14 protein-coding genes are annotated in these 13,795 nt (G+C 65.7%); 10 read left to right on the top strand and 4 right to left on the bottom strand.

Annotated features, from left to right (window positions below):
• The first annotated feature begins 35 nt into the window (after window positions 1–35).
• The 7 genes from QQ25_RS13770 (at window position 36) to QQ25_RS13740 (ending at window position 6,668) form a co-directional block, all read left to right on the top strand.
• Entirely contained in the window at window positions 36–998 is a 963-nt protein-coding gene (locus tag QQ25_RS13770; RefSeq protein ID WP_039379183.1) for a DUF3558 family protein, read from the top strand.
• A 164-nt stretch (window positions 999–1,162) separates the two neighbouring features.
• Window positions 1,163–2,029 (top strand): DMT family transporter, encoded by an 867-nt coding sequence (locus QQ25_RS13765; protein ID WP_039379181.1) that lies wholly within the window; start codon window positions 1,163–1,165, stop codon window positions 2,027–2,029.
• A 415-nt stretch (window positions 2,030–2,444) separates the two neighbouring features.
• A complete protein-coding gene (locus QQ25_RS13760; RefSeq protein ID WP_039319236.1) occupies window positions 2,445–2,726 on the top strand; it encodes a hypothetical protein in 282 nt (93 codons plus the stop codon).
• A 71-nt stretch (window positions 2,727–2,797) separates the two neighbouring features.
• Complete coding sequence (locus tag QQ25_RS13755; protein ID WP_039379163.1) at window positions 2,798–3,583, top strand: bestrophin-like domain; 786 nt, start codon at window positions 2,798–2,800, stop codon at window positions 3,581–3,583.
• Between the two features lie 147 nt (window positions 3,584–3,730).
• Window positions 3,731–4,342, top strand: a complete 612-nt coding sequence (locus QQ25_RS13750; RefSeq protein WP_039379159.1) for a TetR/AcrR family transcriptional regulator — start codon at window positions 3,731–3,733, stop codon at window positions 4,340–4,342.
• Window positions 4,339–5,415 carry a DUF1214 domain-containing protein gene (locus QQ25_RS13745; RefSeq protein WP_039319228.1) on the top strand — a complete coding sequence of 359 codons (1,077 nt, stop codon included), beginning with the start codon at window positions 4,339–4,341 and terminating at the stop codon, window positions 5,413–5,415. The genes QQ25_RS13750 and QQ25_RS13745 overlap by 4 nt, the downstream gene beginning before the upstream one ends.
• Window positions 5,412–6,668 carry a sulfotransferase family protein gene (locus tag QQ25_RS13740; protein ID WP_039379150.1) on the top strand — a complete coding sequence of 419 codons (1,257 nt, stop codon included), beginning with the start codon at window positions 5,412–5,414 and terminating at the stop codon, window positions 6,666–6,668. The genes QQ25_RS13745 and QQ25_RS13740 overlap by 4 nt, the downstream gene beginning before the upstream one ends.
• A gap of 24 nt (window positions 6,669–6,692) precedes the next feature.
• Here the strand turns inward: QQ25_RS13740 and QQ25_RS13735 are convergent, their stop codons facing one another.
• Window positions 6,693–7,481: a FadR/GntR family transcriptional regulator gene (locus QQ25_RS13735; protein ID WP_039379148.1), complete on the bottom strand. Its 789-nt coding sequence runs from the start codon at window positions 7,479–7,481 to the stop codon at window positions 6,693–6,695.
• A gap of 69 nt (window positions 7,482–7,550) precedes the next feature.
• Between QQ25_RS13735 and QQ25_RS13730 the strand changes: the two genes are divergently transcribed.
• On the top strand, window positions 7,551–8,480 hold the full coding sequence (locus QQ25_RS13730) for a proline iminopeptidase-family hydrolase (RefSeq protein ID WP_039379146.1): 930 nt from the start codon (window positions 7,551–7,553) through the stop codon (window positions 8,478–8,480).
• A gap of 29 nt (window positions 8,481–8,509) precedes the next feature.
• Window positions 8,510–9,916 carry an APC family permease gene (locus tag QQ25_RS13725; RefSeq protein ID WP_039379141.1) on the top strand — a complete coding sequence of 469 codons (1,407 nt, stop codon included), beginning with the start codon at window positions 8,510–8,512 and terminating at the stop codon, window positions 9,914–9,916.
• Here QQ25_RS13725 and QQ25_RS13720 read toward each other — a convergent pair.
• Window positions 9,893–11,095: a winged helix-turn-helix domain-containing protein gene (locus QQ25_RS13720; protein ID WP_039379138.1), complete on the bottom strand. Its 1,203-nt coding sequence runs from the start codon at window positions 11,093–11,095 to the stop codon at window positions 9,893–9,895. The two genes, QQ25_RS13725 and QQ25_RS13720, sit on opposite strands and share 24 nt — an antisense overlap.
• Window positions 11,096–11,257: 162 nt before the next feature.
• On the opposite strand from QQ25_RS13720, the gene QQ25_RS13715 reads away from it, so the two are divergent.
• The gene (locus QQ25_RS13715; RefSeq protein ID WP_039379136.1) at window positions 11,258–12,499 is read left to right on the top strand and encodes a DUF4303 domain-containing protein; all 1,242 of its coding nucleotides are present in this window, start codon (window positions 11,258–11,260) and stop codon (window positions 12,497–12,499) included.
• Here the strand turns inward: QQ25_RS13715 and QQ25_RS13710 are convergent.
• Together QQ25_RS13710 and QQ25_RS13705 are read right to left on the bottom strand one after the other, a co-directional pair.
• Window positions 12,481–12,987, bottom strand: a complete 507-nt coding sequence (locus QQ25_RS13710; RefSeq protein ID WP_052235811.1) for a dihydrofolate reductase — start codon at window positions 12,985–12,987, stop codon at window positions 12,481–12,483. The two genes, QQ25_RS13715 and QQ25_RS13710, sit on opposite strands and share 19 nt — an antisense overlap.
• The gene (locus QQ25_RS13705; protein WP_039319211.1) at window positions 12,984–13,784 is read right to left on the bottom strand and encodes a thymidylate synthase; all 801 of its coding nucleotides are present in this window, start codon (window positions 13,782–13,784) and stop codon (window positions 12,984–12,986) included. The genes QQ25_RS13710 and QQ25_RS13705 overlap by 4 nt, the downstream gene beginning before the upstream one ends.
• Window positions 13,785–13,795 lie beyond the last annotated feature (11 nt).

Here is a 13,795-nt window from a genome sequence, read left to right as displayed (position 1 = left end):
ATCGACCCGCCCGATGCCGACCTAGGCTTGCCCATGTGAATCGGGGGTGGGCGGCGCTGTCCGCGGTGACATTGCTGGCCGCGGGTTGTTCGGCTGCGACGGCTCCGTCCACAGCACCGTCGACCACCACGTCAGTACCGACGGCACTGTCCCGCGAGAAAACCATCGCGTGGGCTCGCGGCATCGACCCGTGTGCGTTGATCGCCCCCGACCGGCTCGCGTCACTCGGCACCGTCAAGGCGATCGGCACATCCTCGAATTCGACGTCGTGCGAGGCACTCGTCGACGACGGCACCCAACATGGGATCGACATCAGTTGGTCAATCGCCTTCACTGCAACCGATTTCCTCACCTCATCAGTCGGCGCGCTGGAAGAGATCGACGGTCGCAAGGTACGCCGAGCAGATCCCGCGTCGGCCTTTGCACCCGACGTGCGTGACCAACTCGTCGAAAGCGCCTGCAATTACGACGTGGCGTTCGAGAACGACATCGCAGTGCGGATGCGAGTGTCGATGGAACGGGGTCACGACGCGTGCGCGACCGCCGAACCGTTGGCGCGCGCGGTGGTCTCGACGTGGCCGGAACAACCCCGGCAGGGCAGTTCCCCGAACACGACCGTCACCGTGCTCACCGATGCCTTGCCATGCTCGGTGGTAGCTGAACTGCAGAAGTCCCGGAATGTGACTTTCGACTGGAAGGACCAGTCCCTCACCTCCTGCTTCTTCACCGTCGACGGCACCGAGATCTTGGTGACATTCGCCTACGAGGCACGAGAACTCGTGACCGCCGGGGGCGCTCCGATGAAGTTCGGGGAATACGACGGTTACCGCAAGGCCCACGAGGGAACGACATTCGCCGGGGCGATCGTGGGTGACGGGTTCGACGGCGTCGACGCGGGCCGCGTCAGTCGACTTGTCCCCTCCGTTGACGTGAACGGCGACGACGCAGCCGTGGTGTTCGATGTGACGACGGCCGTGCTGAATCAACTTCCGCGCTGACCTGCTGACGCGCCGGTTTCTACCTCCGGGCTGTTGCTCGTCCGAGACGACAACCTTGCTGCAGAAATCGGCGGCCGTTTACCCGAACCCGAGGCGGCACGCTCCTAGACTCGGCTGATGTTCCGCGTTGTCCCGCTCTTACCGGCACCCCACGACGGTTCGCAGTGCTGGTCGGCGTAACCGCCGCGCTGCTGGCGTGTGTCGGGTATGGCACGGCTTCCGTGCTGCAGTCGTACGCCGCGGGACATTCCGGGGCAGCCGAGGACACGGCGCAGAACGGCCCCACGCTGCGGTCGACCATCACTGCCATGCTCGCACCGATCTTCATCGCGGGTATCGCACTCGATCTGTTCGGTTTCGTGGGGAGCCTGGTCTCCGCCAGGCTGATTCCACTGTTCCTGTCGCAGACCATCATCAGCGCCAATCTCGTGGTCACCGCCGTGTTGAGCATTTTTGTGCTCCACGTCCGGCTCCATCGGCGCGACTGGACGGCGATCGCCATCGTGCTTGTGGCGCTGTGCGTCCTGGGCGCCACTGCCGGCCGCCTGGGCGACAGAGACCCGGGCGCGGTGATGCATTGGGGTGTCCTCGTGGTGTCCGCGGTCATCCTGGGCCTGGGTGCCACGCTGGTCCGACTGCTCGGGAAAAACGCTGCAGTGCCTGTGGGGTTGATCGCCGGCGTGCTCTACGGCGCCATGGCAGTTGCGGTACGAGTCGTCGACGGTCTTGAGCCGCTGAACGTGGGTGTGCTGCTCGCCGATCCGGCCTTGTGGGCCATTCTGGTCGCCGGTCTGGGCGGGTTCTATCTGTTCACCGTCGCCCTGCAAGTCGGGTCGGTGAACGGGGTGGCAGCGGCCCTGGTGGTCGGCGAAACCGTGGTCCCCGGCATCGTCGGCGTGGTTCTGCTCGGCGACGTTTCACGACCGGGATACGGCTGGCTGGTGGTCATCGCCTTTATCGCGGCCGTGGGCGGTGCGGTGGCACTCGCCGTGTCGAGCGCGGCGGAATACGAGCGCGCTCAGATTTCGTGATCCGGACTTGTCGGACCCTTCCTCTTTACTGTCCTGTTCCCCGGTGACAGGGCGGCGAGTCCACACAGCTCGGCCCCTTCCTCGCCACCTGGCCCACCCGCCCGAACAGGAAGGTCTATCGACGCTACGCAGAATCCTCGGCGCACCGAAACACCCTGCCCCTGTGCCTACTTGGCGAGCCCGGACCGACGAGATGGTCGCTGATCGAGGGGCGGCGACCATCTCGTCCCCGCCTCATGTCCCCTGATCGGCGGACAGGAATTGGTACACCCGGCAGGCGGATCGGAGGACAGACACCGGATGCAGGTCAACCGACGATGGATACACCGACAGGCGAACAAGGCCCGCAGAGCTCGAATACCACTGCGGGCCAATGCCTCCCCGCCATGAAAATCAGACAGTGAAGGAAACGAGAATGCACTACCAAATGTTGGATCTGGTCCGAGAACGCGCCAACGAGAAGGACTGGGACTTGATCTTCGACAGCGGCCCGCGGGCGGAGTACCGCACGATGGTGTGGGAGCATCCTCTGCTCAGCGCATCAGGTGTGGCGACCGAGTTGGAGATCGGGTTCAGCCCCGACGGCCGCATCATCTTTTCCGAGCGGCGCCGCGGCGGCATCGCTCACAAACGCATCAAGCCCGCGACGGCCTTCTCGTCGACCGATATCTACCTCGCGGCACTTCAGATGATCTGATCGGCAGCCCAGCGGGCGAAAACCGAGCGATCGGCCTCGTGGCGAGAAGTTTGCTGCCATCCTGATCAACCATGGGCGACTTTGGGACGGTCGGTGCGTGGGTCATGCTCGTCGTGGTGGTCGTCGGCGCAGTGTTGTTGGCCGTCGGCACGGTGCTGTTGGCCAGTCGTGTCATCGCTCGTGACACACGTCCAGAACACAACTCGGTGTTGTCGCCGTTTCTGACTGTCGTCGGCCTCGTCTACGGTGCGCTACTCGGGTTCACCGTAGTCGTCGGATGGCAGCAGTACCTTTCGGCCGAGACCAACGTGTCCAACGAGGCCTCGACATTGGTAACTCTGTACCGCCAGACCGTGGCGATGCCCCAGCCGGAACAGACGCAGGTGCGTGAACAACTCCGCAGGTATGCGGCCGCGGTCCAGGGCCCCGAATGGGGCAGGGAAGAGTTCGGCACGATCAGCAACAACGGCCGTAGCGCGCTTACCGAGATGTATCGCATCGTCGGCGCCTCGACATCGGACAGCGCGGCGAGCGCCATCAACAGTCAGTTCCTCAGCCAGTTGGCCGTGCTGACCTCGGACCGCAGCGCGCGGATCCTCAACTCGAGCCCACGCATACCCACGCTGTTGTGGTTCAGCCTGGTCTTCGGCAGCGTGGTATTGATCAGCCTCGCGAGCTTCATGCGGCTCGCGAACAACCGGGCTCACATGATCTTGGTGAGCTCAGTGACCGTCCTGCTTGCCTTGTTGCTGTATCTGGTTTTCATGCTGGACCATCCGTACGGCCCGATTGGCGTTACCCCACACCGTTTCTCCCACGCCGTCATGGTGTTCGACCTGATTGACCGGGGCACCTGACCCGCTGCGGACCCAGTCGCGACGCCGTTTTCCACCCGACGGCTGTCGATCGATGCCGACCACGACCCAGGTGTCGAAACCGGCGAGACGAAACCGGTGCGCGCGCAGCTATTGACCTAATTACGTGACGTATCGTAACGTAATCATGTGTCCTCGATCACAGGCCCGGGACGGCCGCGCGACCCCCGAACTCAGAGCGACATCATGAGCGCCACCCGTCACCTGCTCGCGCGTGACGGCTATGACCAACTCTCCATCGAGGCCATCGCCCGCGAGGCCGGCGTCAGCCGACCCACCATCTACCGGCGGTGGCCGTCGAAGGCGCACCTGGTCTTCGACGCCGCGTTCGACCAGCCGCCCGGGGGTGAACTGCTCTCGCTCACAGGCGATTTCGAAGGCGATCTGCGTGCCTTCACCCGCGCGGTGCTCACCTTCTGGCGTGATCCCGTGGTCGAGGCCGCCGCGCTCGGGATACTCACCGAACGTCGTCGCGACCCCGAGCTGCACATCCGGACCCAACAACTGCTCGATGAGCGGACCAAGGAAGCATTCCGCGCCCTGGTCGCATCCGGCGTCGAACAGCGCAGGGTCCATCCCGATGTCGACGTCGACATGGTCTACCAGTCGTTGATCGGCACCGCGTTCTACACCGCCCACATGGAACCCGGTGTCGATGTCGACGGCACCGCAGATCGACTGTGCTCCTTGCTGATCGAAGGAGCCGGAGTTACCCACCCCCGAAGGAAGGACCACCTATGACCGACACGACCGAGTTGTCCGCGGCATTCAACGGGCTGCTCGACGAGGTGCGCGGCATCGAGCAGAAGCTCCTCGATGCCGACCCCGCGCTCAGCGAACCCGACCTGCTCGACGGGTACCGGCTGGCGTTCAGCCTGCTGCGCGTCACCGTCGACGCGTACGTGTGGGGCGACCGGGACAAGCCGATCCTGGTCGACGTCATCAGCCCCTACCTCAAATGGGGCGGTGACAACGCGGACGCCTTCTACAAGCTCGCCCCGCTGGACCCCTCCCGCACCTACCGGGTCGTCGGCAACCGCGGTGATGCGGTGTACCTGTCGATGACCGTCTACGGCGGACCGGGTGAAGGCCGCTACAGCGACCGCATCGTCGGCACGATCAACAACCGCGACCTGGATTTCGACGAGGACGGCAACTTCGAGTTCGTCATGAGCCCCGAGCCCCACCCGGGCGCCTGGCTCAAACTGGAAGCCGACGCCGAGTTCGCCTTGACCCGTGACTATCTGAACGATCCGACCACGGGCCGCCGGCCGGAGTGGCGGATCGAGACGCTCAATCCGCCCGCCCGGCGTTCGGACAGTGCCGCCGAGCTGGCCCGCCGCTTCCAGTACGCCAGGACCTGGCTGCACGAACAGGTTTCGTTCCTGCCGACCAAGGTCGAGCCCGCCAACCAGTTGCACCCGCCGTTCCCGGTCCCGCAGAACGCCTACGGGTGGTCGGCTGCCGACGCCGCCTACGCGATGGGCGCCTACGATCTCGCACCGGATCAGGCCCTGATCATCGAAGGCACCTCACCGGACTGCGTGTTCTGGAACCTGTGCCTGTGGAACCCGTTCCTGCACACCTACGATTACACGCACGAACGCGTGACGATCAACGGCGCGCACGTCAGCTACGAACCGGACGGATCCTGGCGAATCGTGATCAGCGACAAGGACCCCGGCCATCCGAACTGGGTGTCGACGGCCGGCCGGTCCAAGGGTCTCATCTGGCTGCGCTGGTTCCTGCCCGACGAGACACCGGAACATCCTCAGTGCCGGGTGGTCGACGTGGCCGAGGTACCGGCCCTGTGACCACGAGCACGCAACGGCCGGCGCCGGTCAGGTTCGACGACCTCGCGAGCCCGGTGTATCCCCCTGCTGCCCAACCGATTCGCGACGGACTGGCAGCCTACGGCGCGACCGTGGACCTCCACCCGGAGGCCTTGCTGACGGCCGCCATCGAGCGCACCGGCCTGGACGATTTCGGCGACCCGGCTTTCCGGGAACGTCTGGAGGTGCTCTGTACGGCGCTCCGCGACGAAGCGGGTTTGTCCGATACCGGTCTGGGGATCGCGTTCGAGCAGCTGGTGGGCAACCTGGTCAACCGCCTGCGGTTGGAGGCGCTGATCGCCGACCATCCCGAGATCGAGGACATCGCGATCGAGCGGCCGATCGTCATCTGTGGTCTACCCCGCACCGGGACCACGCATCTGCACAATCTGCTCGCCGCGGACCCGGCACTGCGCTACCTGCCCTACTGGGAGAGCCTCGAACCGGTGCCAGGCCCTGGTGAGGACACGCCAGAACCGCGCAGGCAGCGTTGCGGCGCGGGCCTGGAAATGGTGAACACCTCGATGCCGGAGTTCCGGCGCATGCATGACATGACCGTCGAGCACGCGCACGAGGAGATCCAGCTCCTGGCCAACGACATCTCCGGCATGCTGTTCGAAACCACCTATTACGTGCCGAGTTTCGCCGCTCACTACAAGGCACACGATCAATCTGCGTCCTACGCCTATCTCAAACGCAGTCTGCAGGCCATGCAGTGGTTGCGCGGCGGTACCCGGTGGGTACTGAAATCACCTCAGCATCTGGAGCAGTTCCCCACTCTCGCCGCCACCTTCCCGGATGCGACTTTCGTTGTCACACACCGTGATCCGGTCGACGTGACGCTGTCGATGATGACCATGATCTGCTATGCCATGCGGATGGCCGTGACTCAGCCCGATGTGGCCAAGGTGACCGAGCATTGGCTCAAGCGCATCGACGATCTGCTCGCGGGATGCATCCGTGATCGTGAGGTGCTGCCGGCCGGGCAGTCCATCGACGTCCGGTTCGACGATTTCATGGCCGACGAGCGGGGCACGCTGGCCGGCATCTACCGACTGGCCGATCAGCCGTTCGGCGACGATGTACGCGCGGCGATGACCGACTTCCTCACCGAGCACCCGCGCGGGCGCTACGGAGGCGTCATCTACGACGCGGCGAACCTTCAACTCGACCCGGCCGCCCTGGCGGAACGATTCCGGGGTTACCGCGAGCGGTTCCTCGGCGAGACACCGTAACCACGGTCGGGACCTGGCCGCAGGTCAGTCGGCCAGGCCTCCGGCGCGCCGCATCGCGGCCGAGATGTGTTCGAAGTCGATCGCCAGATGCGCGCGTGCCAGCGCTTCGGCGTCGTCCCCACGACGTCCGGCGATCGCGTCGATCAGCTGTTCGTGCTCCCGCAGGGCTCGCAGCTCCATCTGGCGCATGGTCGCCGATTCACCCCACAGGTGGGCCGGTGCGGCGATGCTCACGGAGGCCTCCAACTCGAGCAGCATCTGTTTGAGCACGGTATTGCCGGCCGCGTCCATGATCGCCAGGTGCAACGCGCTGTCCGCCTGCTGGGCGGCCAGACCGCTCTCCGCGCGGCGGTAGGCCTCGAGCCGTTCCCTCAGCACCGCGAGGTCACGATCGGTCCGGGCCTCGGCGGCCGCACGACATACCGCACCGTGGATTCGGCAGATGGCATCGCAGCGGTCCCGCAGTTCGTCGATTCGCATGGTCAGGGTGCGCCCGACGGCGGCGGTCGACGATTCCGGCCATTGCTGCAGCACATAGGTGCCGCCACTGCGGCCGCTGCGCCGGGTTTCCACCAGGCCGAGCTCGACCAGCCTGGCCAGGGCCGCACGTACCGTCATCCGGCCGACCCGCAGGGACGCGGCGAGTTCACGCTCGGCAGGCAGGCGCGATCCGGGCAGATACTCGCCGATTGCCACTGCGGTGACGAGACGGTCGGTGATTTCATCCACCCGCGACGAGGGTTCGAGTTCGCGCTCAAGCAGCCCGGGCGTGGTGCCCGTGGGCTCTGTCGTCTGCGGCTCGGGATTCCCCATGGGCACACAATATCGACGTGTCACATTAAATCCTGATTAATGGTCTTGTCACGGGACCATTAATCATTCATGCTGACGCCCATGCCTTGCACCACCCGCACAGTGTCCTTCCGCGGTCACGAGACCTGGGTTCAGATCACCACACCCGAAAGCGCCCGGCCCGACGCTCTCCCCCTGTTCGTCCTGCACGGTGGTCCCGGCATGGCCCACAACTACGTCGCCAATATCGCCGCCCTGGCCGGCGAGACCGGCCGCACCGTCGTCCACTACGACCAGCTGGGCTGCGGCAACAGCACCCACCTGCCTGACGCGCCCACCGACTTCTGGACGCCTCCACTGTTCGTCGACGAGTTCCACACCGTGCGTGAAGCACTCGGGTTCGACCGCTACCACGTACTCGGACAATCGTGGGGCGGCATGCTGGGCGCCGAGATCGCCGTCCGCGCCCCGGAGGGGCTGGCGTCGCTGTCGATCTGCAACTCCCCCGCCTCGATGCAACTGTGGGTCGAGGGCGCCGCCGAACTTCGCGCCCAACTGCCGCCGGAGGCCCGGGCGGCGCTGGATCGACACGAGGCCGACGGCACGGTCACAGATCCCGCGTACCTGGCCGCCACGGAGGAGTTCTACCGTCGCCATGTCTGCCGGGTCGAGCCGATGCCGAAAGACTTCGCCGACACCGTGGCCCAGATGGAGGCTGAGCCGACGGTGTACCACACGATGAACGGCCCCAACGAGTTTCATGTCATCGGAACTCTGCGCGACTGGAGCATCATCGACCGGCTGCCATCGGTCATCGCCCCGACACTCGTCATCGCCGGCGAGTTCGACGAGGCCACCCCGGCGACCTGGCAGCCCTATGCCGACCTCATTCCCGACGCCCGCAGTCATGTGTTCGCCGACACCAGCCACTGCACTCACCTGGAGAAACCCGAGGAGTTCCGCTCGGTCATCGCCGAATTCCTGAATCAGCACGATCTGGCCGCTGCCGCCCGGGTCTGACCCCTCCCCTTCGACTCGACAGGAACGCCATGGCAACCGAAGCGGCCGCCGCCCATCTCACCACCGGTGAAGGGCAACGCGATCTCGAATCATTCGGCTACAAACAGGAACTCAGCCGTTCCGTCTCCACCGCCGACCTGATCGTCTACGGCCTGGTCTTCATGGTGCCCATCGCACCGTGGACGATCTTCGGCACGGTGTACAACAGCGCATCGGGCATGGTGCCGCTGGTCTACCTGATCGGCCTGATCGCCATGGTGTTCACCGCCCTGGCGTACTCGCAGATGGCCAAGTCGTTCCCGCTTGCCGGGTCGGTCTACGCCTATGTGGGCCGCGGCATCCACCCGGGCTTGGGGTTCTTCGCCGGTTGGGCGATCCTGCTCGATTACCTGCTGATTCCCACCCTGCTGTATGTCTTCGCCGCCGAATCGATGGTCGGGCTCTTCCCGGGCACTCCGCGCTGGGTGTGGGCGATCGTCTTCGTGGTGGTGAACACGATCATCAACCTGCTCGGCGTGGGATCGCTGAAGATCGTGAACCGCGTATTCCTCGCTGTCGAACTGGTTTTCGTCGTGCTGTTCGTCATCATCGCGGTGCGCGCCATCACCGGGCAGTCACTCCCCGACGTCGGATGGAGTGCACTGCCGATCTGGAACTCCGAACTGGTCACCGCGCCGTTGATCGCAGCAGCACTGTCGATCGCGGTGCTGAGCTTCCTCGGCTTCGACGGCATCTCAACGCTGGCCGAGGAATCGACCGGAAAGAAGAACCCGGCCGGCCGCGCGATGATCGTCGCCCTGTTCGTGGTGGCGTTCCTGTTCATCACCCAGACCTGGCTGGCCAGCCTGCTGGCCGGAGGCCGCGAATCGTTCGGTGACGACGAGGTGGGCAACGCATTTTTCCTGCTGGTACAGGCCGCGTCGAGCACCGGGTGGATGAACGCGTTCTTCGTGGTCAACGTGCTCGCCGTGGGCTTCGCCAATGCGATGGCCGCCCAGGCCGCCACCAGCCGGTTGCTGTTCTCGATGAGCCGCGACCGCCAACTGCCCGCGTTCCTGTCCACGATCAGCTCCCGCAAGGTGCCGATCGCAGCCATCCTGGTGGTCAGCGCACTGAGCCTGGTGCTGGTGCTGTTCTTCGTCGGCCAGATCGGCTTGATCTCGTCGCTGGTGAATTTCGGTGCGCTGTTCGGCTTCTGCCTGCTGCATGCCTCGGTCATCTGGTACTACGCCGTGCGACAAAAGTCGAAGAATTACCTGCTGCACCTCGTGGTGCCGACCATCGGATTCCTGATCATCGGCTACGTGTTGATCAACGCCGACTCGCTGGCCAAGATCGGCGGTATCGTCTGGCTGGTCATCGGCGGGATTGTGTTCGCCTCCAACATGATCCGCGGCCGTGGGGTCCCCGAGTTAGCTGAGGACGCGACGACGTAACGGCTCGGCGAGGTCGCCACGGCCCCCCACCTCGACCTCGCCCACCCCCAGCCACGACGCCATCGTCCTCAGCTCGACGGCCAGGGCCTCCGCCACCCGCGCGGGGTCCTGGCCGTCTTCCATGAACGCGCCGGGCACGTGTAGCGCGGCATCGGTGCGTTTGAGGTCGACGCGCGCGACCAGCTCCCCGTCGAGCATGAACGGCCATACGTAGTAGCCGAATTGGCGTTTGGCGGCTGGCGTGTAGATCTCGATCCGATAGTGGAAGTCGAACAAGCGCTCTACTCGGGGCCGGAAGAAGATCAACGGGTCGAACGGGCACAGCAGCGCCGTCCCGCGGTCATGACGCGGCACGGTCTGGCCTGCCCGCAGGTAGGCCGGAACGCCTTCTATGTCGACGGGCTCCAGCTCCCCATCGGCCACCAGCTTGGCGATCGCCGGCTTGACCTGCTTGGCCGCCAACCGGAAATAGTCGCGGATATCGGCCTCGGTGCCGACCCCGAGCGCGGTGGCCGCCCGCAATGCCAGCTCGCGGACCGCCTCCTCGTCGCCGATCTCGCGCGCCAGCACCTCCGGTGGCAGCACGCGTTCCGTCAGGTCGTAGTGCCGGGCGAACCCGACGCGGGTCGCCGTCGTCAAAACCCCTGACGACCACAAGGCCTCGGCCACCCATTTGGTCTCACTACGGTCCCACCACGGGCCCTTGCGACCGCGCGGCGCGGCTTCCAGGTGGGCCTCGATCTGACCGGCCGTCGACGGGCCGAGCTCGGCGACCGCCGCAACGATGTCCTCGGCCAGCTTGGGGTTCTTCCGGACGATCTCGGTACCCCAGCGGCCATGGGTGTACTCACGCATCCGCCACCGCATCAGCGGCCAGTCCTCAACCGCCATCAGCGCGGCCTCATGCGCCCAGTACTCCACGAGTAGCCGGGGTGAGCGGGTGCTGTGCGACCAGGCAGCCCGGTCCAGCGTGTCCCGGTCATACGGCCCCAGCCGGCTGAACACCGGGGCGTAGTGGGCTCGCACGGCCACCGACACCGAATCCAGCTGCAGCACCTGAATCCGGGAGATGAGCCTGCGCAGGTGCGCACGGGTCACCGCGCCGCGGGGCTTGGGTTCGTGAAAACCCTGGGCGGCGACGGCAATGCGGCGGGCCTGCGCCGTAGTCAGTGTGGCCACCCTGCCATCGTTCCCTAGGGGACCGACAAGTAGCGGAGCGGATTGGAGCGAACGGCCCGACAAGTAGCGGAGCGGATTGGAGCGAACGGCCCGACAAGTAGCGGAGCGGATTGGAGCGAGGACCACCACAAGTAGCGGAGCGCGTTGGCGATACTGGTCTGCGTGACGTTCGAGTGGGATGCGTTCGAGACGGAATTGACCGTGGCCGCTGCGAATGCCGTCCGCGCGATGGTCGAGGCGGCCGGTTCGGAAACCCCGTACGCCCTGGCCTTCAGCGAGTTCTACGCCGAGACCACCGGGGTGATCTACCTGCCCAATATCGCGCTGGCCACCGAGGAATCAGTCGAGGACCCGGACTGCCGGTTCAGCCCACCAGACTGGCAGTACCAGGACTACGAGTGGGGCGAGACCGATTCACAGTGGGGTGAGCGGCTTCGCACGGCAGTTACGGGTCTGCCTCGCGCGCAGTGGGAGCAGCAATGGGACCGGTTCGCACAGGCGATGCTGAACATCGCCGCGCGGACGCGGACCACGCTCGTCGCCGAAGGCACCTTGCCCGCCGACGCTGTGGTCTACCTCGATGACGAAGGCGCGGATCTTCTGATGCGTTCGTTGACCGACGACGAACTGCGGCGTCACTTCCCCGACTACGTCGCCGCGGCGGAAGCCGAACGAGAACTCCTGGCCATGCCGGTCGAGCAGCGTGTGGCAGCCCTCGCCGCGGCGGCGGGTCTGGTTGCCGGACCGGACAATCCACTCGGCAGAGAACGGGCGATCGAGCTTCTGCTCGACACCGGTGCGGCCGCGGTACCGGTCGGGATCACGGCGCTCAGGCACTCCGAGACTGCCTGGACAGGCGCCAAACTCCTCGCCGATCTCAACATCGCGACGCCTGAGGTGCTGGACGCCTTGTGGGCTGCATTGCCGCTGCGAGGCAATGCCCACGACTGGGTGGCAACGGCCCTGGGCCGCCTCGGTGCCGGGCTGGAAGTGCTGGCACGCCATGACCTACCGGCCGCCAGCAGGTCGGCCGCCGTCGCCGCGCCGTACCGTTCGTTTCGCGATCACGGGCGCGGGCATCCGCCGCTGGATTACACGTTGCTGGCCGCCGGGCTCGCAGACCCGGCCATCGCGGCAATCGTGGCCGAGGACCTCAAACCAGGGCGCGGATACTGCACGCTCGATGCCGCCGAGCTCCCGGGAGTCCGGCCCGGCCTCGAGCATCCCGAGCCGGTGATCCGTCGCCACGCGGTGATCGTCATCGGTGATCTGATCGGGCCCATGGGTCCCGGCGATCTCGACAGCGACGACGTCGCGGCGCTGGAACAGCGGATCGACGAGCTCGCCGTCCAAGACCCGGACAGTGAAGTGCGCCGGCTGGCCGGCTACCGGGCCCGCACGTAGCTGCAGAATCGGTACCGCAGTCCCGAACTGCTGGTCAGCCACTCACCTGTGGTCTTGGTCCAGGAATCGTCGAGCACCGGTGCCATCGCGTCGCCCTCGGTGGGTGGCAGGTCCAGGTCGATCTCGGTGACCTCACAACGGTCCGCGAACGGAAGGGCCTGCGCATAGATCTGCGCACCGCCGATCACCCAGCCCCGGAAGACGTCACCGAGTTCGGTGACCACCTCGGCCCCGTCCGCCACGTATCGGGCGTTGCGGGTGATGACGACGTTGCGCCGCCCCGGCAGCGGACGAACCTTCGCCGGCAGCGACTCCCAGGTGAGCCGGCCCATCGCCACGGTCTGGCCGAGGGTGAGTTGTTTGAACCGGGCCTGGTCCTCGGGCAGACGCCACGGGATCCCGTTGTTGCGGCCGATGACGCCGGTACTCGACTGCGCCCAGATCAGCGCCAGGCGTCGGAGGTCACCTGTCACATGCTTGTCGGTCATACAGCGACGGGCGCCTTGATCGCCGGGTGCGGATCGTAATTCAGGATCGCGACATCGTCATAGGTGTAGTCGAAGATCGAATCGCGATGTGCCAGAACTAGTTCCGGATAGGGCCGAGGTTCACGGCTGAGCTGCAGCGCCACTTGCTCGACATGGTTGTCGTAGATGTGGCAATCGCCGCCGGTCCAGACGAACTCCCCGACACCCAACCCGGCCTGCGCGGCCATCATGTGGGTCAGCAGGGCATAGCTCGCGATGTTGAACGGCACCCCCAGGAAGAGGTCGGCGCTGCGCTGATACAGCTGGCAGGACAGCTTGCCCTCGGCGACGTAGAACTGGAAGAAGGCATGGCACGGCGGCAGCGCCATTTGAGGGATCTCACCGACGTTCCATGCCGAGACGATGTTGCGCCGCGAATCCGGGTCACGCTTGAGCAGATCGAGGGCACCCGAGATCTGGTCGATGTGCTCACCGGACGGGGTCGGCCACGACCGCCACTGGACGCCGTACACCGGCCCGAGATCACCTGTCTCACTGGCCCATTCATCCCAGATGGTCACGCCGTGATCCTGCAGCCACCGCACGTTCGAATCGCCGCGCAAAAACCACAGCAGCTCGTAGATCACCGATTTGGTGTGCACCTTCTTGGTGGTGATCAACGGAAAGCCGGCGGCCAGGTCGTAGCGCATCTGGTGCCCGAACAGACTGCGGGTGCCGGTGCCGGTGCGATCCGACTTCGGCACCCCGTGCTCGGACACCTTCCGCAACAGGTCCTCGTAGGGCGTCTGGATCGGCACACACTCAGCTT

Source organism: Mycolicibacterium setense, from assembly GCF_000805385.1.
Taxonomy (GTDB): domain Bacteria; phylum Actinomycetota; class Actinomycetes; order Mycobacteriales; family Mycobacteriaceae; genus Mycobacterium; species Mycobacterium setense.
The sequence above is the reverse complement of the archived record's forward strand: the minus strand, read 5'-3'. Positions and strand labels throughout refer to the sequence as shown.